Source organism: Streptomyces sp. NPDC029014 (assembly GCF_055564695.1).
Genome location: NZ_JBVHVT010000028.1, coordinates 66,794 through 89,041 on the forward strand (window position 1 = coordinate 66,794; position 22,248 = coordinate 89,041).

Consider the following 22,248-nt stretch of genomic DNA (forward strand, 5'->3'; position numbering starts at 1 on the left):
GCGGCCGACAGGGCGTCAGGGGTCAGGGAGCCGGCGTGCAGGGGGCTTCAGCAGCACAGCACGGGGACCTGCTGGACCAGGTTGTTGCCGAAGCCGCCCCGGTTCCAGGGCTGCTCCAGCGGCTGGACGCGGCCGGTGGCGTCCCGGGCCCGGGCGCTGAGCCCGTACCGGCCCGGCGCCGCCCGCCACACGGCATGCCAGTGCTGCCAGGCGTACGGGTGCGGGCCGGGCGGTTCGAGGGCCGCGTCGGCCCAGCTCCGCCCGCCGTCGGCGCTCCACTCCACCCGTGTGACCGGCCCGAATCCGGACCAGGCGCGCCCTTCGAGGGGTACGGGCCCGGGGCGGACGACGCGGGTGCGGGACATGAAGTCGGGGAAGCCCGGCGGGACGAGCAGGGCGCGCGGCGCGATCCGGGTGACCGGCTCGCCCGGCTCTCCGGGTTCCTGCCGGAAGCGGTAGGCGACGGCCTGCTGGAAGCCGGTGAAGGGGGTGCCGACCAGCGTGACGGCCCGCAGCCACTTCACGTGCGCCATGCCGTACCAGCCGGGGACCACCAGCCTCAGCGGGTACCCGTGCTGCGGCGGCAGCGGCCGGCCGTTCATGGTGTGGGCGAGCAGCACGCCCGGATCCTCCCCGGTGGCCAGGTCCAGCGGCAGGCTCCGCCGGTAGTCCTGCTCCGTGCCCCGCTCGACGCCGTGGTCGGCGCCGGTGAACACGGCCTCGACCGCCTCCGCCCGTACGCCCGCCTCCGCGAGCACGGTGCGCAGCGGGACGCCCGTCCAGTCGGCGGTGCCCACCGCCTCGACCAGCCAGGGCTGGCTGACGGGCCGCGGGGTGAGCCGGGCCCGGCCGTTGCCCGCGCACTCCATGGTGACCCGGCGGGTGACCGAGGGCAGGGCGCGCAGGTCGGCCAGGCCCAGGTCCAGCGGGGTGCCGACCAGGCCGTCGACGGCGAGGCGCCAGGCGGCGGCGTCCGCGGCGGGGATGTCGTAGTGGACCAGCACGTAGTGCAGCCCGGGCGGGGTGACCTCGTAGCGCAGGGCCTCCAGCGGCAGCCCGTGGTTGCGGGTGGCGAGCGCCAGCTCGTCCGCGCCGATGCCCTCGCCGGGCGCGGCGAGGCGGCCGGGGGCGCTGACCTCGCCCAGCGGCGGCTGCTCCATGCCCCCATCGTCGCCCCGGCCGAGCCGTGCCGCCTGCGGGGCGTAGGCTCGCGGCCATGCGTATCCGCCTGCACCAGATCGTCGTGGACTGCCGGGAGCCGGCGCAGCTGGTCCGGTTCTGGGCGCGGCTGCTGCAGGCCGAGCCGGTCGACCGGGCCCGCGGCTGGTCGCACGTGGAACTGCCCGGAGTGGCGCGGCTGGCGTTCCAGCCGGTGCCCGAGGGCAGGGCCGGGAAGAACCGGCTCCACCTCGACCTCGCGGCCGACGACGTGGCCGCCGCCGCGGCGCGGGCCGTGGAGCTGGGCGCCACCGCGGTCGGCGGCCCGGTCACCGACGACCAGGGCTCGTTCCAGGCGATGCGCGACCCGGAGGGCAACGAGTTCTGCTTCGTCTCCGCCTGACGCCTGACGCCTGACGCCTGACGCCTGACGCCTGACGGCCGACCGCTGATCGCTGGCGAGAACCGGTACGCGTTCGCGGGCCGGCCGGTCCCCCACGGGCCCCGTCCGGGGGCCGGCCGCGGCGTGCCCCGCGGCCCGTGCCGGTGGTGGGACTCGTCCTGTGGCACGGCATTCCCGGCCGGTTAGGCCCCGCCGCGGTGTTCGCCGTGGGATGTGTCGGATTCCCTTATTTTTTCCAGACCGGCACCAAATCCCTCAGTCTGTAAAGTCCAATTTCCGCCAAGGGCCGTCTTGAGAAACAGCTGAGGAGTCGTCAATACTGCTGGCCTGCAAGAAAGTTCAAGGGTCATGTACTGTGACTGACGTCGCATCAATCGGACTGCCGCGGCGTTAACGATCATTGCTAGAGTCCGAAACCGGACAGCCGATATTTTCGGTGTGCCGGAATTGGGCCGCGGAATCGGTGATCACCATTCCGGGGCCTGCCGGCCGCTCGGACGCCGTCGCGGCGCCCGATGCGCAACCATGCCCGTCGCCTCCGACGACCTCGGACAGGGCGGGCCGATACGGGGAAGGGCCGTGCCTCATGACGTATGACACCTCCGGGGTAATCGCCGAGCTGGAGAGCCGCAACCTGCTCCCGGCCGAGTACGAGACCGTGTTCGCCAGCGGCTCCCTGATCAGAGGCTGGGGCAACCCGACCAGCGACCTCGACGTCCACGTGGTCACCAAGGACGTCTGGACCAGCACGATCGACGAGACCAACCACGTGGCCCTGGAGCCCAACACGCTCCAGTACGAGGGCACCTTCGTCGACGGCCGCCGCTGGGACGTCGAGTACTGGACCTCCTCCCAGCTCGAACAGGTCCTCGCGAAGGTCTCCCGCGAGCAGTTCGCCGACGATCAGGGCAGCTGGCGCACCCTCAGCTACCACGAGATCGCCATGCTGGAGCGGCTGCCCTACGCGGCCGCCGCCGACGACGGCGCGTGGCTGGAGCGCACCCGCGAGCGGCTCGCCGCGTCGGCCCACCGGTCCGTACTGATCGTCAACTCGCTGAAGCAGGCGGACAGCTACACCGAGGACACGGCCGGCCAGATCGCCCGCGGCGACCTGCACAGCGCCGTCATCGCCAGCCGCAACGCCTTCAACCACGCGGTCGACGCGCTCGCCGCGAGCCAGGGCCAGTTCGGCAGCCTGTGGCCCAAGTGGCGGGCCCGGCGGATGGAGATCCTCGACCCGGAGCTGCTGCCGTTCGACGCGTACTGGGCCATCGAGACCATGCGCTCCTTCGACCCGGACGACCCGCAGAAGTGGATCGAGGAGACCATCGCCGTCTGCCAGCGGATCTCCATGGAGGTGTCGGTCTGATGCCGCTCGACGACAGCACCGCGGTGGGCCCCGACTCGGTGGCCTCCCTCCCGCTCAACGTGAAGATGCGCAACCACCGCGGCGTCATGGTCGTCGGAGGGTACGAGCACTTCTTCGAGCTGACCGGCCCCGCCGTCTCGATCTGGCGGGGGATCGACGGGAAGCGGACGGTACGCGACATCGCCGCACTGATCGCCGAGGAATACGACATCGATCAGGAGTCCGTCGTCCCGGACATCGTGGAGCTTTTCACGGAACTCGCGCGACACGATGTCGTGAAAATCGCCTGAGGCGGTATTCCCGGCGCCGGGCCGAACGGGGGGAGGAATCCCCTTGTTCGCGGCCCGTGGATTTGAAATATCGGGGGCATCACATGCTGGACGATCTCCAGTTCGATGTATTCGGTCCGCTGACCGTACGGCGGGCCGGAGAGTTAATTGAGATTCCGCAGGCGAAACACCGGGTCGTCCTGGCGTCCCTGCTGCTGCGCGCGGGCCGCACGCTCACGGCGGAGGAGCTGATCCAACAGCTCTGGGGCGGCGAGCCCCCGCTGACCGCGCGCAAGACGCTCCAGGGCTACATCGCCCGCCTGCGCAAGGTCCTGGGCGCGGACGCGGTCGTCAGCCGGGCCTCCGGCTACGCCGTCGAGGCCGGGGGCGGGCGGCTCGACCTCGACCGGTTCAACGCCCTGCTGAAGAAGGCCGAGGAGTGCACCGAACCCGCCGAGCGGGCCCGGCTGTTCCGCGAGGCGATGGAACAGACCAAGGGCACCCCGCTCGTCGACATCCCCTCGGAATACCTCCAACAGGGGGACGGGGCAGCCCTGCTTGAACGCTGGTTGAACGCGACGGAAAACTGGGCCGACGCGGAAATGGCAGTGGGCCGGTATGCGGAAGTGCTGCCCCGGCTCCGGGCCCTGGTATCCGAGCACCCTTTCCGGGAAAGCGCATGGGGCCGGCTCATGACGGCCCTGTTCAAGGCGGGCCGCCAGGGCGAAGCCCTCAGCACCTATCAGGAGGCCCGCCGGCTGCTGTCGCAGGAACTCGGCGTCGAACCGGGCGCAGAGCTCCGCGCGGCGCACCGGCAGATCCTCGCCGGACCCGCCGCCCGGCCGGAGTCCGCGCCGGACCGGCCGGAGCCCGCCGCACCGGCCTTCGGCGCAGGCTCCGGCGCGGCCGCCGGCATCGGCTCCCCGGGCCCGGCCTCCCCGTACACCCTGCCGCCGCGCCTCGCGGAGTTCGCCCGGCCCGCCGTCGAGGCGGAACTGGGCCGGTGGCTGCGGGAGGTCTCCCGGGACGGCGGCGAGCGCACCGGGCCGCAGACCCTCGACCTGTACGGGGCGGCCGGGGTCGGCAAGACCACCATGGCGGTCCGCCTCGCCCACGCCGTGAGCCCCGTCTTCCCCGACGGGCAGCTGTACGCGGAGCTCCAGGACGGGCACGGCTTCCGGGAGCCGGCCGACGTGCTCGGCGAGCTGCTGCGCGCCCTCGGCGTCGCCCCCGCGGCCCTGCCCGGAGGACTCGCCGAACGCGTGGCCCTGTACCGGGGGCTGCTCTCCCACCGGCGGGTGCTGGTCGTCCTGGACGGCGCCCGCGACGAGGCCCAGGTGCGGCCCCTGCTGCCGGCCTCGCCGACCTGCGCGGCCGTGGTGACCAGCCTGGAGATGCTGTCGACCCTCGGCGGCACCCGGCACGTCCGGCTCGGCCTGCTCTCGGAGGGGGAGTCCCTCGACATCCTGGGCCGGATGATCGGCCGGGAGCGGCTGGCCACCGAGGAGCGGGCGGCCCGGGACCTGGTGCGGTACTGCGGCCGGCTGCCGCTGGCCGTCCGGATCGTCGGCGCGCGGCTGCTGGAGCGCCCGCACTGGAGCCTGGAACAGCTCGCCCACCGCATGGAGTCCGAGCGGCGCAGGCTCGACGAGCTGGCGGTCGGGGACCTCAGCGTCCGCGACAGCCTGGCCGTCGGCTACGCCGCCCTGGCCGCCCCTGAGCAGCGGGCCTTCCGCCTGCTCAGCCTGCTGGAGATGGCCTCGGTGTCGGTGCGGGTGGCGGCGGCCGCGCTCGGACTGCCCGACGACCGCACCGAGGAGATCCTCGAACGGCTGGCCGCCCAGCACCTGCTGGACGCCGACTTCGTCAAGGGCAGCGGGGTGCACTTCTCGTACCACGGGCTGGTCCGGCTCTACGCGCGGGAACTCACCTTCGACGCGGACTCCGTGCACAGCCGGCACGGCGCCGTGCAGGACGCGCTGGCCGCCTGGTACGCGCGCCCCGCGGGGGCGCTCGTCCCCCTGCGCGCCACCCCGATCCCACCCGTTCCGGGCCCGGCCGTCCGGGCCGCCGCCGCACTGCCACCGGAGCTCGGCTTCACGGCCTGAGCAGCCCCCGCCCCGTACGCCCACGCCCGCCCGCGAGACCCGCCCGCCCGCGAGACCCGCCCGCCCGCACGTCCGCCCGCCCCGTACGACCCGCACATCCCCCTCCGCCCGTACGCACCTCACCCGCCTCACCCAGCTCTTTCCCCCCACGCCCGCCCCCGCCGCACCGCCCGAGACGTCACGCCCGCGGTCCCGCGGCGACGGGGAGAACCGAGGAGAACGACCGTGATCGAACGCTATTCCCGGCCCGAGATGGCCGCGTTGTGGACCGAGGAGAACAAGTACGCCACCTGGGCCCGGGTCGAGGTGCTGGCGACGACCGCCCAGGTGGAGCTGGGCGTCGTGGACCGGGCCAGCCTCGATGACATCCGCCGCGCCCCCGTCCCCGCGGTCGAGCGGATCAGGGAGCTGGAGCGCACCCGCGACCACGAGATCCTCGCGTTCCTCGCCGCGTACACCGAGACGATGCCGCCGGAGTCCGCCCGCTGGGTGCACCACGGCATGACGAGCTACGACCTCGTCGACACCTCCCTCGGCCACCTCCTCGCCCGCTCCTGCGACCTCGTGCTGGACGCAGCCCGCGGCTTCGCGCAGCTGCTCGTGGAGCGCGCCCTCGAACACTGGGACACCGTCTGCATCGCCCGCACCCACGGCATCCACGCCGAGCCCACCACCTTCGGCCAGAAGCTCGCCGTGCACGCCTTCGCCGTCGACCGCAGCATCAGGCGGCTGACCGCCGCCCGGGCCGCCGTCGCCGTGGGCACCCTCTCCGGCCCCGTCGGCACGTACGCGCACATCTCCCCGTACGTCGAGGAGTGGGTCTGCGCGCAGCTCGGCCTCGGTGTCGAGCCGGTGCCCACCCAGGTCGTGGCCCGCGACCGGCACGCCGAGCTGCTGTCCGCGCTCGCCGTGACCGGGGCCGTCGTCGAGCAGTTCGCCCTGGAGATGCGGATGCTCCAGCGCACCGAGGTCGGCGAGGTCGACGAGCCGCGGACCAGCGCCTACCAGGGGTCTAGCGCGATGCCGCACAAGCGCAACCCGACCACGAGCGAACGGCTGTGCGGCCTCGCCCGGATCCTGCGGGCCAACGCCGGGGCGGCGTACGAGAACGTCGCCCTGTGGCACGAGCGGGACCTCGCCCACTCCTCCGTGGAGCGGGTCATCCTCCCCGACAGCCTGACCGCGGCCCACTACCAGCTGGTGTCGGCGGCCGAACTGCTGCGGGGACTGCGGGTGTTCCCGGAGCGGATGGCCCGCAACATCGACGCCACCCGCGGTCTGGTCTACAGCTCCGAGGTGTTCCTGGACCTGGTCGCCCGGGGCCGGGACCGCGAGGAGGCCTACCGGCTCGTCCAGGCCGCCGCCACCGAGGCGTGGGAGCAGGAGTCGGCCCTGGCCGACCGGCTCGCCGCGCGCGGGGTCGTGGTCACCGCAGAGCAGTTCGACCCGCGGCGCTTCCTCGGAAACCGCGACCACCTGAAGTCCCGACTGAACGACCTGAGCAAGGAGCTGCAGAGCCATGTGGAAGTGTGAGCCCGTCGTCGGTGCCAGCCTCGACGTCACCGAGGTGATCGCCCTCTACCGCGCGTCGACCCTCGGCGAGCGCCGCCCCATCGAGGACGTCGAGCGCTTCACCCGCATGCTCGCGGGTGCCAACCTCGTGATCACCGCCCGCCTCGACGGCCGCCTCATCGGCATCGCCCGCTCGGTCACCGACGGCTCGTACGTCACGTACCTGAGCGACATCGCCGTGGACGCCGAGTTCCAGCGGCAGGGCGTGGGCCGGGACCTGATCCGGGCCACCCGCGAGGCCGCACCGCAGGCCAAGCTCGTGCTGCTGTCGGCGCCCGCAGCCGTCGACTACTACCCGCACGTCGGGTTCACCCGGCACGAGTCCGCCTGGACCCTCGATGCGCTCGGCTGACGCCGGGCGCCGCGGGACCGGAGGCCCCTTCCCGGTCCCGAACCGCCGTCGAATCACGTTCCGTAGGTGACGACCATGCTTCTGAAGACGCCCGGATTCGATGCCCAGGTCACGGCGGCCGCCGCGCGGGCCCGAGGCTGCTCGCTGGCCGCCGACGCCATCCGCATAGCGGCCACGCTGGACGGGATGGTCCCCGAGCAGGTCGGCCGAGCGGCCATGGGGCTCGGCGAACGCGTGTACACCGAGCTCGCCGAGTCGCAGGCCGCCGGCTTCGTCCCCTCCGCCGACCCGACCGCCGGACCGTCCGCCGACACCGCCGACGCCGGAGCGCCCGGCGCGGACGACGCGGCCGCGGACGGGGCCGGGGACCTGCTGATGCTGACCGAGACCGGCCGGCTGCGCGTCGTCCCGGCCGGCACCCGGCCGGCGTCCGGCGGCGAGGGCGCCGAGGCCCTCGGCACCCTCAAGTGGCAGTCCCGCCCCCAGTCCCTGGGCCGGCTCTTCGCCCTCGCCCGGGACGTCGAGCGGCTCCAGTTCGAGGAGGTCCACCGCTGGCTCGCCCAGCAGAGCCCCGAGGCGGTCCGTCGGCGCATCGACGCCACCCGTCACGCCCTCGTCCACATGGCGCCCGTACTGCTGTACGTCGGCGACCGCTGCTACAGCAACCTCGGCCGGTTCAGCAACCTGCCCGGCCGGTCCATGGCACCCGACGCCGAGGGCTCCGTGCTGACCGCGCTGCGGCGGACGCCCGCCGCACAGTGGTCCCCCGAGGACGCCGTGTTCGTCGTGTGCCTGCACGCCCTCATCAGCTCCGGATCCCCGGTCCGGGCCGAGGAGTTCAACGGCGTGCAGCTCGCCCCCGACCTGCTCGCCGGCTTCCTGCGCGAGCGCATCGGGGCGTACGGCGCCGAGGTCCCCGAGGTGGCCGGCGAGCCGACCGGAGCCGCGCTCGACCGGCTCGCCGCGGCCTGCGCCGCCGGGCGGGCCCGGCTGCTCGACCGGGGGGCCGTCTTATACCGGGAGATCAACGGGGCCTCCCTGCACAAGCGGGAGCGGATCATGCCCGAGGCCCCGTCCTGGGACGAGCTCCCCGGCCCGGTGGCCGATCTGCTCGCGCAGACCGCCGGCCGGCCGCTGCCCGCCGGCGCCCCGCCCGCGGCCGCCGCGGCCTACGCGGCGGAGGTCGTCGGACAGGTGGTGCGGCAGGCCGCGCCGGCCGGGTTCACGACCCCGTACGAGGAGTTCCTGCACCGCTTCTTCGCGACCGCGGCCGACGCCCTGCACTGCGACGTCGCCATGGGCCGCGGGCCCAGGAGCGTGGCCGCGCTGCACAGCACCGTTCCCGCCGAGGCGCGGGTCGCCCTGGCCACCCGCGACTTCTACTGCTGCGTGGCGCCCGGCCGGGACTTCGCCGACCGGTTCGTGCAGGACCGGGCCGCCCTCGCCAGGACCCTGTCCGCGTACAGCGCGCGGATGCGCTACAACACCTGGCACTACCTGCCGCACACCATGTCCTGGACCGAGCAGACCCCGCGGCGCGACGACTGGTTCTTCGCGCCGATGACGGCCGACATCACCAACTGGTCCGACCAGCACCACACCGGGCACGTCACCTTCGGCGTCCGGCACGCCCTGCGCGTACCGCTCGGCATCGTGCTGGAAGGGGCGTACCGGCCCGGCCTGTACGACCTGCGGCTGCTGCGCACCTCCGGCGACGAGTTCGAGCTGCCGGAGCTGCGGGCCGCCATGGTCACGGGTCGCATGCAGGCCCTGCTGCACCAGGCGGCCGCCGACCGCGGCCTGGAGGTCGGCGACTTCGACAACGGCTGGTACCGGGACTTCCATGGCGCCTGACCCGCGGTTCGCCGACGCCCGCACCCTCCGCGCCCGGTACGCGGACGGCAGCCTGCTCCCCTCGGAGCACCTGGCGGCCACCTTCGCGCTGCTGGAGCAGTGGGAGCCGCACCTCGGGGCGTTCCTCACCGTCGCCCGGGAGCGGGCGACGGCCGAGGCCGCCGGCGCCGACCGGCTCCTGCACCGGCACGGGGCGGCCGCCTGGCGGGACCGGCCGCTGCTCGGCATGCCGGTCTCGGTCAAGGACCTCACGCCGACGGCGGGCCTGCGCACCACCCGCGGCTCGCTGCTGCACACGGACACCGTCCCCGACCGGGACGCCCCGGCGGTGGCCCGGCTGCGGGCCGCCGGGGCCGTGGTCATCGGCAAGACCAACACCAGCGAGGGCGGCTGGAGCGCGGCCTCCGCCAACCGGCTCCAGGGCCCCACCCGCAACCCGTGGGACCTCTCCCGCACCCCCGGCGGCTCCAGCGCCGGCGCGGCCGCCTCGGTGGCGGTAGGGGTCGGCGTCGGCGCCACCGGCACCGACGGCGCGGGGTCGATCCGCATCCCCGCCGCGTTCTGCGGGGTCGTCGGCTTCAAGCCCTCGCTGGGCCGGATCCCGTACGTGCCGCAGAGCCCCGAGGAGCTGTCCCACCTGGGCCCGCTCACCCGGACGGTCGCGGACGCCGCCCTCCTCACCCAGGTGATGTCCGGCCCCGACGTACGCGACCCGCTGTCCTGCGGGCTGCCCGCCGGCCTCGCCGCAGGCCCCGGCGGCGACCCGGCCGCCGACCTGGACGCCGCGGCCGGGCGGCTCCGCGGGCTGCGGATCGGCTGGATCCCCTCGCTCGGCGAGCCCGCCCCGCAGCCCGGCACCGCCGCCGTCGCCCGCCGGGCCGTGGAGGTCCTCGCCGGCCGGGGCCACACCGTCGAGGAGATCCCGCCCCCGTTCGAGGACCCGTACCCGGCGCTGGAGACGATCCTCGCCGGCTGGGAGGCGGCCGCCCACGCCGCGGACCTCGACGAGGTCGCGGACCGGCTCGACCCCGGCCGGCTGGAGGTCATCCGGCACGGGCGCGGCCTCAGCGCCGTACGCCTCGCCCAGGCGTACGAGACCCGCAGCCGGCTGAGGGCCGACGCCCAGGCCCTGATGGAGCGGTACGACCTGCTCGCCATGCCGACCGTGGGCGTCGCCCCGTTCGCCGCGGAACGGCACGAGCCGGCCGACCGGATCCACAAGGGCGCCCTGTCCTGGCTGGCCTGGGCCCCCGAGGCCTACACCTTCAACCTGACCGGCCAGCCGGCCGTGTCCGTCCCCGCAGGCCTGTCCCCCGACGGGCTGCCCGTCGGCCTGCAGCTCGTCGGCGCCCGCCACGCCGACCGCACCGTCCTCGCCGCCGCCCGCCAGCTGGAGCAGGACCGCCCCTGGCACCACTGGTACCCGGCGCTCACGCAGCACCGTCCGGAAGAGGAAACACGATGACGCAGACCGGATCCCCCCAAGGCCCCGGCACGGCCCGCTACGCCCGCTTCGCCACCGGCAGCGTCGGCTTCGTCGCCCGGCACGGGCTGTGGAGCGAGGCCCAGCGGGCGGCCGCGGACGCGGTCGAGGGCACCCTGGCCTCCCTCGACTTCGTCCGGGTCGGCTTCGGCGACCCGCACGGGCTGGTCCGCTCCAAGACCCTGACCGTCGACGCCTTCCGCACCGCCCTGCGCAACGGCATCGACATGAGCCCGGGCCCGTTCCTCTTCGACACCGGGCACGCCCTCGGCGTGGACCTCTTCGCGCCGGGCGGCGGCATCGGCATCCCCGAACTGACCGGCGGCGGCGACTTCCTGATCGTCCCCGACCCGCTCACCTTCAAGGTGCTGCCGTACACCGAGGCGGCCACCGGCTGGGTCATCGCCGACGAGTACCTGCGCGACGGCAGCCCCCACCCGCTGTCCAGCCGCGCCGTCCTGCGCCGCCAGTGCGAGCGCGCCGCCGCCCGGGGCCTGCAGTCCGTCGTCGGCCTGGAGGTGGAGTGGTACCTGACCCGGCTGGCCGCACCGGCGCCCGGCGCGGCCGCCGCGGCCGTCGGCGGCTTCGGCGTCCAGGGCGAGCCGCCCGCCGTCGAACCCGTCAACGGCGGCTACCAGTTCAACCTCGACAGCTTCACCGACGGGCTGATGCACGTCGTCGCCCCGCTCGCCCGCGCCGTCCGCGAGCTGGGGCTGCCGCTGCGCACCGTCGAGCACGAATCGGGTCCCGGCCAGCTGGAGTTCACCTTCAGCCCGATGAACGCCCTGGACGCCGCCGACGCCATGCTGCTCTTCCGCACCGTCGCCAAACAGGTCTGCGCCCGACTCGGCCACCACGCCTCGTTCATGGCCCTGCCCCGGCTCGACCGCTTCGACGCCAGCGGCTGGCACCTGCACCAGTCGCTGTTCGACACCGCGGCCGACCGCAACGCGTTCGTGCCCGACGGGGGCGGTGGCCCGCTCTCCGACGAGGGCCTCGGATACCTCGCCGGGCTCCTCGAACACACCGCCGGGACCGCGCTGTTCTGCGTACCGACCGTCAACGGCTACCGCCGCCTCGCCGAGCAGTTCTCGCTGTCCCCGGACCGCGTGGTGTGGAGCGCCGAGAACCGCGGCGCCCTCGTCCGCGTCCTCGGCGGCCCCGGCGAGGAGTCCACCCACGTCGAGAACCGCCTCGGCGAGCCCTGCGCCAACCCGTACCTCTACCTCGGCGCCCAGCTCGCCGCCGGCCTGGACGGCATCGAGCGCGGGCTGCGCCCCGGCGCGCCCGCCGAGGACCCGCACGCCCCCTCGGCCGCGCCCCTGCCCCGCGACCTGGCCGAGGCGGTCACCGCGATGCAGGACAGCGCGCTGGCCCGCGACCTGCTCGGCAAGCAGCTCCACGACTGCCTGGTGCAGCTCAAGCGCAGCGAGGTGGCGCGGTTCGAGGAGTGGTCGGCCGCCGCCGGGCCGACCGGGCCCGGGGAGGTCACGGCGTGGGAGCACCGTGAGTACTTCGCCGCGTACTGACCGGCCGGGCGGAAGCGGGCCCTCCCCGGCCCCGTCTCCGCGCCGGGCCCGGCCACCGCGCCAGACTGAACCCACCCGAGCCCGCCCGAACCCACCCGAAGCACCGCAACCACCGCGGCAGCGCATGACTTCCGTACGGCGACGCCCGTGGCGGATCTTCCGAAGGGATATGAACAGTGATCGTTGCGATGGACGGACCCGACGGCGCCGGCAAGAGCACGCAGGTCAAGCGCCTGCGCTCGTGGGCCGAGAGCCAGGGCCTGTCGTTCGCCCTGGCCGGCAAGTGGCAGGTCTTCGAGGAGGCGGAGGTCCCGCAGGCCCGCTTCCTGCGCGGCACCACCCTGGACGAACTGCGCGTCTGCATCGCCGAGATGCCGAACCCGGCCCGCATGCTCTTCCTCGCCTGGCTCAACTCCTTCGCCGCCGAGCGCGCCCGGGCCGCCGAGGCGGACCTCGTCGTCCTCGACGGCTACTGGATCAAGCACGCGGCCACCGAACTGCTCGCCGGCTGCCCGAAGGAGCTCGTGGACGGCATCGTGGGTGCGATGGCGCCCGTGGACACCGTCGTCTTCTTCGACGTGACCCCCGAGGAGGCGCTGCGCCGCAAGAAGGGCGACATCACCCCGTACGAGTGCGGCCGCGACCCCGAATGCCGGCCGGAGAGCTTCCTGACCCACCAGGCGGCCGTACGGGAGGTCATGCTGGAGTGGGCCGGACAGCACGGCTGGGACGTCATCCGGGCGAACACGGCCGAGGCGGCGGCCCAGCAGCTGCGCAAGCTGCTCGCGCCGAAGCTGGGCGTGCTGGTCAACCCCCGCCCGGCGGCCGACGCCCCGGTCGGACACTGATGGCACGCGACGGGCGGAGCCTGCGGCGCGGCCTCGCGGCCGCGCTGTTCGTGCGCTACCTCGGAGCGGGCAGCTGGGCACCCCTGCAGGTGCTGTTCTTCGTCCGCTCCGTGGGCCTGTCCACGGGCAACGTCGTCCTCGGGCTGACCGCCGCCGGCCTGGCCGGCCTGGCCGCCGGCCCGATCGTCGGCCGGCTCGCCGACCGGTTCGGGCCGCGCGAGGTGGGCATCGCCGGGTTGGTCGCGCAGGCGGGCGCCGCTGCCGCGCTGCTGACCGTGGACGGCATGGGCGGCTTCCTCGTGGTGATCACCCTGATCGCCCTCGGGCGCGGCGCCTTCCCCGCGATCAGCGGCGCCCTCATCGCGTACGTCGGCGGCCCGGACAAGGTCGCCTACCGGGCGCGGATCTACTCCCTGCAGAACCTGGCCATGGTCTCCGGCTCGCTGCTCGGCGGCCTCGCACTCCAGGCCGACACCCGGACGGCGTACACCATCGCGATCTGCGCGGACGTGGTGTCGTACCTGGTGGCGGCGCTGCTGGTGGCACGGCTCCCGCACCTGCCGCCCGTGCCCCGGGAGTCCGGCGGCCGGCAGCACTACGCGCTCGCGGACAAGCCGTTCCTCGCCGTCAGCATGCTCGCGGGCACCCTGGTGATGTTCGACGTCTTCATGACCGTGCTGATGCCGGTGTGGATCGCCGAGTACACCGACGCGCCGCGCTGGACCGTGTCGCTGGTGTTCGCCCTCAGCTGCGGCCTGGTGGTGCTCCTGCAGACCAGGGTGGCCAAGGGGGTGGAGACCCCGCGTGACGGGGCGCTGGCGATGCGGCGCAGCGGGCCGGTGATCGCGGCGGCCATGGGGCTGGTCTTCGCCGCCGCGCACGTGAGCGCGTACACGGCGATGGGGCTGATCCTGGTCGGCACCGCGGCGCTCACGTTCGGCGAGATGCTGTTCACGGCGGGGGAGTACGCGCTGTCCTTCGGCCTGGCCCCGGAACACGCCCAGGGCGAGTACCAGGGCGTGTTCTCCGTCGGGGTGGGTATCGGCGGGGCGGTGGCGCCGACGGTCCTGAACGCCCTGTGCCTGAGCGCGGGACCGGTCGGCTGGATCGCCCTCGTCACGATCATGGTGGCGGCGGGTGCGGCGGTGCCGCCGGTGGCGGCCATCGCCGAACGCGGCCGTGAGCTGCGGGAGGCGGAGCCCCGCCCGACCGGCTGACCGGCCGGCCGGGCGGTCAGGTGGGGCGGGGGCCCGGTACGCGGCTGCGGGCGGGTCCTAGCCCCGGGCGGCCACCAGGCGGGCCACCTCGGACTCGATCCCCGCGTCGTGGGAGGCGTACTCCTCGCGCCGGGCCTTCTCCTCGGCGCGTACGCGGTCCAGGACCGGCCCGGACCAGGGGGCGTCGAGGACGACGCCCCACAGCGGCTGCAGCCGGGCGCCGCGCGTCACCTTGGCCTCGAAGGCGTCGCAGCTCAGGTCCAGCAGCCGGTACCCGTGCGCGGCCGCGTACTTCACCGCCTCGTAGTAGGTGAGGTTGAAGTAGAGCTTGGCCTCGCGGCCGATCGAGTCGTCCAGCCCGTGCGAGCGTGCGTACATGGTCCGGCCCCAGAAGAAGAACTGGGTGAAGCCCACCATCCGGTCGCCCTGCCAGGCGGTCAGCACCCGGCAGTTGTCGTCGAACAGGGGGGCCTGTTGGGCGAACCGCTCGGACTCGCTCTCGTCGGTGACCGGGTGCCCGTACCGGCGCAGCACCTGCGCGGACAGCGGGCCGAGCAGGTGGTGGCACTCGGACAGCCGCTGCACCTCGGTCCGGCAGCCGGCCTCCGCGTACCGCCGCATCTCCAGGCGCCGGGACTTGAACTGCCGTGCGGTGAACAGGGTGCGGTAGCCGTCCATCCCGTCCTCGGGGACCGGCAGCACGGCGGTGGCGTCCATCATCACCACCCGGTCGCGGGGGCCCAGCAGCGGCAGCAGCCGCTCCACGGACCCGTCCGTCAGGTAGAGCAGGGCCGTCAGCGCGCCGTCGGCCGCGCCGAGCTCCCGGAACCGGTCGAGCAGGGCGGCCGTGCCCGCCCCGGCCAGCGGGCCCTGCGTGCCGGGGGCGACGACGACCTCGCTGGTGTAGCCGAGGCGGGTGCCGCCCAGCAGCAGGGGCCGCTCGGGCGTGGCGGGCTCGGCGGCGCCCGGGAAGAGCACGGCCGGGTCGTAGAAGTGCGGGACCTTCTCGGTGAAGCGGTGGGTGGGCAGGGCCGCGACGTACGCGCCGCCGGCGGTGGCGACCAGGTGCCGGGAGGCGGAGTCGGCGAGTTCCTCGCCGTACAGCAGCCAGCGGTGGCTGGAGTAGAGCGCGGCGTCCCCGGCGAGGGCGTCCCACTCGGCGGGCTGCGCCTCGCGGATCGAGCCGAGCTCCAGCACCTCCGGCCGCGACCCGCCCGCCCCCTCTGCCGTCCCCGCGGTCCCCGCCGCCCCTGCCGTCCCCGCCGTTCCAGCCGTCACCGCGCACGTCCTTCCGGTTCGTGGTCGAAGTTGCAGGTCACGCTAGCCAGCTTCAGGCGTGCGCACGGTCGTACACGCGAAAGTCGGCCATCCCGTGGTCGATGCGCAGGTAGGCCAGCCGGGCGGCCGTCGCCCCATGCCGGGCGTACATGGCGGCGGCGGCCGCGGTGAGCTCCTCCGGGCCGGCCAGCGGATCGGACTCCAGGTGGTCCGAGACGGTGGTCTGCACGAGGTCGGAGTCGGCGTCCACCGCCATCCGGTCGGTCAGCGCGACGGTGAGGCCGCAGCCGTGCTCCGCGGCCCAGGCGCGCAGCTCCTCCTCGGCGACCAGGCCCCGGTCGTTCTGGAGCAGCAGTGCGGTGAGGTGGGCCGTGCCACCGGGGGCCAGGTGCCGGGGGAGTCCGGCCAGGACGCGGCGGCCGACGCTGAAGCCGTCCGCGCCGCCCTCGTGGGCGGCCTCCTCGCCGCGGGGGGACAGGGTCGGCAGGAAGGGGATGTTCGCGATGACCCGGTCGTACGGTTCCGCGTGCGCGGGCAGCGGCGCGTACAGGTCCCCCACCAGGACCTCCACCCGGTCGGCCACACCGTTGAGCTCCGCGTTGAGGCGGGCGACCGCGGCCGTCCCGGGCAGCAGCTCCACCAGGGTCGCGGGGGCGCCCTGCCGGGCGGCCACCAGCCCCTGGAATCCCGGCCCGGAGCACAGGTCCAGGACCCGCGCGCCGGGCGGGTAGCCGGTCCGGCGGGACAGGGCGACCGAGTCCCGGCCGAAGTAGTGCCGCACCGGGAAGGGGCTCGGCGGCTCCGCGAACAGCCAGACCCCGCCGGCGCGGAACAGGCTGACGTCGACCAGCTGCACCTCGTCCCCGCTGTACACGGCGACCCCGCCCTCGACCATGGCCGGGAGGGCACCGCGCAGCGCCGGGGGCAGCAGCTCGGCCCGGGCGGGCTCCCCCAGCAGGAGGAACCCGGCGACGGTGCGCAGCCCGCCGTCGAGGCCGCGCAGGCCCGCGGCCCACTGGTGGCGGTCGACCCCGTCCCCGGGGACGTCGGCCAGGAACTCGGCCAGACCCAGCCGCTCCAGCTCGGCGACGACCGGTGTCACCGGCCGGCTCCCGCCTCTTCGTCCTCCTGTCCTGGCAGCCCGATCCAGGTGCGGAGCATCAGCCGGCCGCCGCTGCCGTCGGCCGGGGCGTCGTCCTGGAAGGCGGTCCGACCGTGGACGATCGACCGGTTGTCGATGAAGATCATCTCGCCGCGCCGGAGGCGCCCGTGCGTCTGCAGGTCGCGCCGGTCGAGCAGCGAGTCGAGCAGGTCCAGCGCCTTGACCTGCTCGGGGGTCAGCGGCGGGACGTGCGGGTGGCGGTGACCGATCTCGATGTAGTCGCGCAGGTAGTACATCCGCTCGCGGCCGCCCCGGTGCACGAACACCGGCCGCTCGGTGGTCAGCGGCACGCCCGGGGTGTCGTCGCGGGTGTCGAAGTGGACCGGCAGCCGCAGCGTGGCGAGCTCCTGCGGGTGGTCCCGGAGGATGTCCAACAGGTCGGCGACGTGCACCAGGACCAGGGACCCGCCACTGACGGCCTGCCGGTAGCAGAACAGCGTGAAAATGTCCGGAAGCCGCCCCGGGCGGTGCGCGGCGTCGGTGTGCAGGCTGCCGCCCTGCCGGCTGTCCGAGTAGCGGCCGGTCGCGCCCTCGCCGAGCCTGACCCCGCGGTCGCGTACGTCCCGCAGCAGCGCTCCCGCACCGTCCTGCGGCAGGAGTTCGCCGGCCAGCCGTGACACGGCGACCGTGAACCGGCGGGCCTGCTCCTCGTCCAGGTGGTCGAGTCCGCCGAGGACGAAGTATCCGGGTCGGGCGTCCAGATGACGCCGCACCAGGTCCCGTACGGTGTCGCCGAACTCCCCGGACCACGGCTGTGCGGCCGGGTTGCCGGTGCTCCCGGCGACGGCGGTGGCCAGGTCGCGGTCGACGGCGTGCCGGACGGGTGCGAACGGGTCGTTGCTGTTCATGTCAGACTCCCAAGGCCTGGCTGCCGGCACGCTCCGGGACGATCCCGGAGCCGCGCAGCCACACGGCTATCTCTTCCGCGCAGTGCGCGACCCCCGATATCCCACTGCCCTCGACGGCCCGGAGCACCGCTCCGGCCGCCGCCTCCCTGCTGTCCGCGCAGGCCAGGACCTGCGTGACGATGTTGTCGAGCACGACCGGCCTGCCCGTGTCGAGGGCACAGTTGTACGTCACCCCCGGCTCGGGCGGCAGCGTCAGCGAAGTGATCAGGCCGCCCCGCCCGTCCGGGCCCGGCTCGATGAACAGCCGGGCCTCCAGGCAGTGCACCTCCCGGTCGACGCGTAAGGCCCCCGGGGCGAGCACGGCGCCCTGCGCCAGCTCCGTCTGGAGCGCGATCACGTCCCGGCCGGTCTGCGCCTCGCACATCCGGTACGCCAGCGGCAGCCGGCCGTTGACCTCCAGGAACCAGTGGCTGCCGGCGCCGACGATGAACTCGACGGTGGCCACGCCCCGCAGGCCCATCCCGCTGACCAGCTTCGCCGCGTCCGCGCGCATCCGCTCCAGCAGCCCGGGGGCCACGCCCTGCACGGGCGAGGCCTCCAGCAGCTTCATGCTGCCGTCCACCAGCAGGCTCTCGCGCTCACCGAGCGGATGCACGGTGCCGGCGGCGTCGACGGCAACGGTGACGCCGACGACGTGGCCGCGGTCCACGTACCGTTCGGCGTACCAGTCGTCGCCGTCGTCGTCGCCGTCGTCGGCGTCCATGAGGGCCAGGGCCCGGGCCGCGTCGGCCTCGGTGTGCACGATGCGCACGCCGAGCCCCCCGCAGCCGGTGACCGGCTTGAGGATGACGGGCAGCCCGATCTCCTCGACCAGCCCGGTGATCGCCTCGCGTCCCGTGGCGTGCGGGAGCACGGGCAGGCCCAGCCGGCCGGCCGTGGCCACGGCGTGGTCCTTGTCCTGCGCCGCCGCCAGCACCCCGGCCGTCGGCCCGATGAACGCGATGCCGGCCTCGGCCAGCCGCTCGGGCAGGGCGGGGTCCTCCGCGAGCGCCCCGTAGCCCGGGTACACCGCGTCGGCGCCGCAGCGCCGGGCCGCCGCGACGATCCGGCCGACGTGGTCGTACGTCCCGTCGAGCCCGGTGCCGTCGAGCCATTCGTGACCGTCGGCGGCGAGGGTGTGGAGCCGCTGAGGGTCCGAGACGGCGGCGACGGCGATCGGCGACCATTCCAGCGTGCGGAAGGTGTCGACGGCCCGGGCCGCGATCGCACCGCGGTTGGCGATCAGGACTCTTCTCATGGCCTTCTCTCAGTCTCCGGGGACGGCTAGCCCAGCGCCCGGTAGTGCGTGACGAGCCGCCGGTCGCCGTCGAGTACGTGGAACGCCAGCGCCGGCGCCAGCTCGAAGTCCACGACGGGGCGGCCCTCCAGGGGCAGCGGAACGGTGGAGGCCACCCCGGGCGCCACGAGCAGCGGCAGCCCCGCGAAGGTGGTGGCCGCGGCGACGTGGGCGTGCCCGCAGAGCAGGGCGACGACGTGCGGGTGGCGGCCCAGCACCTCGGCGAGGCGGTCCTCGCCGAACTGCCGGACCCGGTCCACGTGCGGGGTGTGCAGGTCGACCGGCGGGTGGTGGAAGCAGACGAGGACCGGCAGGGTGCCGTCCTCGGCGGCCAGCGCCCGGTCGAGCCAGTCCAGGGTGGTCTCGGCGAGCACGCCCTCGTCCTTGCCGGGGATCGTCGAGTCGCACAGCACGAACACGGCCCCGGGCGTGCGGACGACCTGGTTCAGCTCGTCGTCCTCCGGTTCGCCGTCGAGCAGCCCGGCCCGGAACGGCCCGCGCCGGTCGTGGTTGCCGGGCAGGACGAGGACCGGCCAGGGCAGGTCGAGGAGCTCGCGCGCCTGCGCGTACTCCTCGTCCGTGCCGTGGTCGGCGATGTCGCCGGAGACCAGCACGGCGTCCACCGGGCCGGGGATCTCCCGCAGGTAGCCGAGCACCTTCCGGGCGCGTTCGGTGGCGCGCTCCCCGAGGTCCAGGTGCAGGTCGCTGACGTGGGCGATGACGGTCAAGACTCTTCCTTCCGCGCGTCGTTCGCCGCCGCGGCCTGGAAGCGTGCCCGGACCTCGGCGTTGGTGTGCGCCGACGTTACCCGCGGCGGGGTGGCCCCGCCCCGGCCGATCTCCAGGGCCACCAGGTGCGGGCCGGGCCGCCCGGCGATCTCCGCCAGGTGGGCGTCGACCTCCTTGGCGGTGCGGCAGATGTGCGCGGTGCGGTATCCGGCGGCGAGCGCCAGCTCGTCCCAGCGCAGGGCCGTGTCCCGGGTGCGCTGGCCGCCGGTGGAGTCGTACGAGCCGTTGTCGAGGACGAAGTGGGTCAGGTTCGCCGGGCGCCGTTCGCCGACGAGGGCGAGGCCGCCGAGGTGCATCACGACGGCGCCGTCGCCGTCGACGACGACGACCCGTTCGTCGGGCCGGTTGAGCGCGGTGCCCAGGCCGAGGCCGATGGCGTGGCCCATGGAGCCCTGCATGTAGAAGTGGCGGGCGCTGTCGCGGACGCCGAACAGCTCGCGGCTGATCATGCCGGTCGTGCTGTAGACCAGCGCGCCGTCCAGGTGCGCGGCGATCGCGGCCACCGCCTCCTGCCGGTCCATCCGCGCCGCGGACTCGCCGGCCGGCACCTGGCAGGTGCCGACGGTCTTCGCGGGGACGAGGACGACGAACGACCGCCGGTCGCGGCGGGCCGCCTCGGCCCGGTCGAGGAGCCCGGCCAGGCTCTCCTCGGTGGGGTCGAGGATGCCGTGCTCCACCCCGACCGCCTCCAGGACGCCGATGGTCCCGGCGCCCATGGCCGCGTGGTGCGGCTCGTCGTCCTCGGCGGTCGGCCAGCCGCGCAGGCTCACGAAGAGCAGCAGCGGGATCTCGTACGCCATGGTGAGCGAGGTCAGCGGGTCGAGGAGGTTGCCCAGGCCCGAGTTCTGGGCCAGGACGACCGCCTTGGTGCCGCCCAGCTCGGCGCCGGCGGCCATCGACAGCGCGATGCCCTCATTGGGTGCGGGCACGTAGCTGCCGCGCTGTTCGAGCAGCGCGAAGGGGCCCTTCAGGTACGAGCAGGGCACCCCGCTGAAGAACCCGAAGCCGCGCCGGTCGAGTTCCGCGCAGAAGAATTCGGCGCTGATCACGCGCTCCGCTCCTCCCACCGGCTGACCTGGGTCAGGCCGAAGAGTTCCTTCATCGGGGCGATCGTGTCCTCGACGCCGCCGGTGCCGCCCGCCACCCGGATCTCGCTGAGCACGCCGCGCATCGCGGAGACCGAGGCGCGCAGCGCGTGGTTGGCGTAGATGACCATCGACACGCCGGCTTCCTCCGCCTCGGCGAGGTCCCAGTGCGGGTAGGTGGTCGGCACGACGACGACGGGCCTGCGGCCCTGCCAGGCCCGCAGGAAGTCCAGGATCTCGCCGGGCTCGTCCTTCTTGGAGTGGATCAGCACCGCGTCGGCGCCGGCGTCCGCGTACAGGTGGGCGCGCCGCAGGGCCTCGTCGAGCCCGGCTCCGGCGATGAGCGCCTCGACCCGGGCGACGACCGTGAAGTCGCTGCCGGACCTCGCCCGTACGGCGGCCTCGATGCGGCCCGCGAACTCGGCCGGGTCCTCCAGGTTCTGGCCGCCGCCGAGGAAGCTGTTCCGCTTCGGGAACACCTTGTCCTCGAGGCAGATCCCCGCGATGCCGGCGGCCTCGAACATGTCGACCGTGCGGACGACGTTGATGTTGCCGCCGAAGCCGGTGTCGCAGTCGGCCAGCAGCGGCAGCGAGGTCGCCGCGTTCACGTGGGAGGACGCTTCGAGCAGCTCCGACATGGTCAGCAGGCCGAGGTCGGGCAGGGCCCGGGACGCCGAGATCTCGAAGCTCGACGCCCACAGGCCGTCGAAGCCGGCCTCCTCCACGAGCAGGGCCGTCAGCGCGTCCCTCGACCCGACGATCCGCGCTATCTCCTTGCGTTCCAGCAACTCGCGCAGCCGCGCCGCTTTCGACACTACGCACCAGCCCTCTGCGCGTAGTGGCCGTGGCGGGTGCCGGCCACGTCCTGCCCGGGCAGCTCGAAGACGCAGTGCCAGTGGAACGAGCCGGGCCTGGCGTGCTCCGCATCGGTCGCGCTGAGCAGCCGGAACCCCTCGTGCAGCCGCAGCAGGTCGGCCGCGTCGACGTACATGTGCGGGTGCACCTTGTCGTCGGTGGCCTCCGGCTGGCAGAAGGTGTTGGGGCTGACCTCGTCGCCGCGCCCGTACTCGCCGTTGCGCTTGGAGAGCATCGTGGACTGGTAGATGCCGCCCGGGCGCAGCACGCGCCGGACCTCGTCGAGCACCTTCGCCAGGCCGGCCTCGTCGTTGTGGTAGACCACGTTGAAGGCGAGGACGTAGTCGAAGCTGTCGTCCGCGTAGGGGAGTTCGGTGAAGTCGCCGACGTCGAGGGCGAGCTCGGCCCCGCGCCGGTCGCCCTCCTCCCGGGCCGCCCGCACGGCCGCCTCGCTGGCGTCCGTGCCGGAGGTGGCGAACCCCGCCTCCGCGAAGTACAGGGCGTGCCGGCCGACGCCGCAGCCGAGGTCCAGTACGTCCTTGGCACCGAGCTCCTGCAGCCGGGCGGCCTCGTCCACGACCCACGGGTGCGGCCGCGACCAGTCCGCGCGCCCGCTGTCGGTGCGCCAGACCTCGTCCCAGTAGAGATGGGCTGTCATCGGGTTGACCTCACTCGTGTTCACTTCCGTACATCCACGTCCGGATGCCGATTCCAATGGGGGGCGAACCACGGCT

At 74.2% G+C, this 22,248-nt stretch carries 20 protein-coding genes; 11 read left to right on the forward strand and 9 right to left on the reverse strand.

The genetic code is table 11. The features are described from left to right. Positions 1-47: 47 nt before the first annotated feature. A complete protein-coding gene (locus ACZ4VL_RS17545) occupies positions 48-1,160 on the reverse strand; it encodes a sulfite oxidase (RefSeq protein ID WP_468200456.1) in 1,113 nt (370 codons plus the stop codon). 56 nt (positions 1,161-1,216) lie between these two features. Between ACZ4VL_RS17545 and ACZ4VL_RS17550 the strand changes: the two genes are divergently transcribed. The 11 genes from ACZ4VL_RS17550 to ACZ4VL_RS17600 all read left to right on the forward strand — a co-directional run bounded on the left by ACZ4VL_RS17550 (position 1,217) and on the right by ACZ4VL_RS17600 (position 14,162). Beyond that, on the forward strand, positions 1,217-1,561 hold the full coding sequence (locus tag ACZ4VL_RS17550) for a VOC family protein (RefSeq protein ID WP_468200458.1): 345 nt from the start codon (positions 1,217-1,219) through the stop codon (positions 1,559-1,561). 586 nt (positions 1,562-2,147) lie between these two features. Next, positions 2,148-2,930, forward strand: a complete 783-nt coding sequence (locus ACZ4VL_RS17555) for a hypothetical protein (RefSeq protein WP_468200460.1) — start codon at positions 2,148-2,150, stop codon at positions 2,928-2,930. Continuing rightward, positions 2,930-3,220 carry a PqqD family protein gene (locus tag ACZ4VL_RS17560; protein WP_468200462.1) on the forward strand — a complete coding sequence of 97 codons (291 nt, stop codon included), beginning with the start codon at positions 2,930-2,932 and terminating at the stop codon, positions 3,218-3,220. Before ACZ4VL_RS17555 ends, ACZ4VL_RS17560 begins: the two co-directional genes overlap by 1 nt. Positions 3,221-3,303: 83 nt before the next feature. Further along, positions 3,304-5,307, forward strand: a complete 2,004-nt coding sequence (locus ACZ4VL_RS17565) for an AfsR/SARP family transcriptional regulator (protein ID WP_468200464.1) — start codon at positions 3,304-3,306, stop codon at positions 5,305-5,307. Between the two features lie 225 nt (positions 5,308-5,532). Then, complete coding sequence (gene purB, locus ACZ4VL_RS17570; protein WP_468200465.1) at positions 5,533-6,840, forward strand: adenylosuccinate lyase; 1,308 nt, start codon at positions 5,533-5,535, stop codon at positions 6,838-6,840. Next, positions 6,827-7,231 (forward strand): GNAT family N-acetyltransferase, encoded by a 405-nt coding sequence (locus tag ACZ4VL_RS17575; RefSeq protein WP_468200467.1) that lies wholly within the window; start codon positions 6,827-6,829, stop codon positions 7,229-7,231. Before purB ends, ACZ4VL_RS17575 begins: the two co-directional genes overlap by 14 nt. A 66-nt stretch (positions 7,232-7,297) precedes the next feature. Then, positions 7,298-9,085 carry a hypothetical protein gene (locus ACZ4VL_RS17580; protein ID WP_468200468.1) on the forward strand — a complete coding sequence of 596 codons (1,788 nt, stop codon included), beginning with the start codon at positions 7,298-7,300 and terminating at the stop codon, positions 9,083-9,085. Next, a complete protein-coding gene (locus ACZ4VL_RS17585; RefSeq protein ID WP_468200470.1) occupies positions 9,075-10,550 on the forward strand; it encodes an amidase in 1,476 nt (491 codons plus the stop codon). Before ACZ4VL_RS17580 ends, ACZ4VL_RS17585 begins: the two co-directional genes overlap by 11 nt. Further along, a complete protein-coding gene (locus tag ACZ4VL_RS17590; RefSeq protein WP_468200472.1) occupies positions 10,547-12,097 on the forward strand; it encodes a glutamine synthetase family protein in 1,551 nt (516 codons plus the stop codon). The genes ACZ4VL_RS17585 and ACZ4VL_RS17590 overlap by 4 nt, the downstream gene beginning before the upstream one ends. A 188-nt stretch (positions 12,098-12,285) precedes the next feature. After that, positions 12,286-12,945, forward strand: coding sequence for a thymidylate kinase (locus tag ACZ4VL_RS17595; protein ID WP_404236722.1), 660 nt, complete (start codon positions 12,286-12,288; stop codon positions 12,943-12,945). After that, positions 12,945-14,162 carry an MFS transporter gene (locus ACZ4VL_RS17600; protein ID WP_468200475.1) on the forward strand — a complete coding sequence of 406 codons (1,218 nt, stop codon included), beginning with the start codon at positions 12,945-12,947 and terminating at the stop codon, positions 14,160-14,162. Before ACZ4VL_RS17595 ends, ACZ4VL_RS17600 begins: the two co-directional genes overlap by 1 nt. 57 nt (positions 14,163-14,219) lie before the next feature. Here the strand turns inward: ACZ4VL_RS17600 and ACZ4VL_RS17605 are convergent, their stop codons facing one another. Genes ACZ4VL_RS17605 through ACZ4VL_RS17640 form a run of 8 tightly spaced genes read right to left on the reverse strand, consistent with a single transcriptional unit; the run spans position 14,220 to position 22,172 of the window. Then, positions 14,220-15,440, reverse strand: a complete 1,221-nt coding sequence (locus ACZ4VL_RS17605) for a hypothetical protein (RefSeq protein ID WP_468200477.1) — start codon at positions 15,438-15,440, stop codon at positions 14,220-14,222. 52 nt (positions 15,441-15,492) lie between these two features. Next, complete coding sequence (locus ACZ4VL_RS17610; protein ID WP_468200479.1) at positions 15,493-16,542, reverse strand: methyltransferase; 1,050 nt, start codon at positions 16,540-16,542, stop codon at positions 15,493-15,495. Beyond that, a complete protein-coding gene (locus ACZ4VL_RS17615) occupies positions 16,539-17,450 on the reverse strand; it encodes a TauD/TfdA family dioxygenase (protein ID WP_468200481.1) in 912 nt (303 codons plus the stop codon). The genes ACZ4VL_RS17610 and ACZ4VL_RS17615 overlap by 4 nt, the downstream gene beginning before the upstream one ends. Position 17,451: 1 nt before the next feature. Next, on the reverse strand, positions 17,452-18,747 hold the full coding sequence (locus ACZ4VL_RS17620; RefSeq protein WP_468200483.1) for a biotin carboxylase N-terminal domain-containing protein: 1,296 nt from the start codon (positions 18,745-18,747) through the stop codon (positions 17,452-17,454). A gap of 26 nt (positions 18,748-18,773) precedes the next feature. Further along, complete coding sequence (locus tag ACZ4VL_RS17625) at positions 18,774-19,514, reverse strand: metallophosphoesterase (RefSeq protein WP_385841377.1); 741 nt, start codon at positions 19,512-19,514, stop codon at positions 18,774-18,776. After that, positions 19,511-20,623: a phosphonopyruvate decarboxylase gene (gene aepY / locus ACZ4VL_RS17630; protein ID WP_468200485.1), complete on the reverse strand. Its 1,113-nt coding sequence runs from the start codon at positions 20,621-20,623 to the stop codon at positions 19,511-19,513. Before aepY ends, ACZ4VL_RS17625 begins: the two co-directional genes overlap by 4 nt. Continuing rightward, positions 20,620-21,474 carry an isocitrate lyase/phosphoenolpyruvate mutase family protein gene (locus tag ACZ4VL_RS17635; protein ID WP_468200486.1) on the reverse strand — a complete coding sequence of 285 codons (855 nt, stop codon included), beginning with the start codon at positions 21,472-21,474 and terminating at the stop codon, positions 20,620-20,622. The genes aepY and ACZ4VL_RS17635 overlap by 4 nt, the downstream gene beginning before the upstream one ends. Then, complete coding sequence (locus tag ACZ4VL_RS17640; protein WP_468200488.1) at positions 21,474-22,172, reverse strand: class I SAM-dependent methyltransferase; 699 nt, start codon at positions 22,170-22,172, stop codon at positions 21,474-21,476. Before ACZ4VL_RS17640 ends, ACZ4VL_RS17635 begins: the two co-directional genes overlap by 1 nt. Positions 22,173-22,248 lie beyond the last annotated feature (76 nt).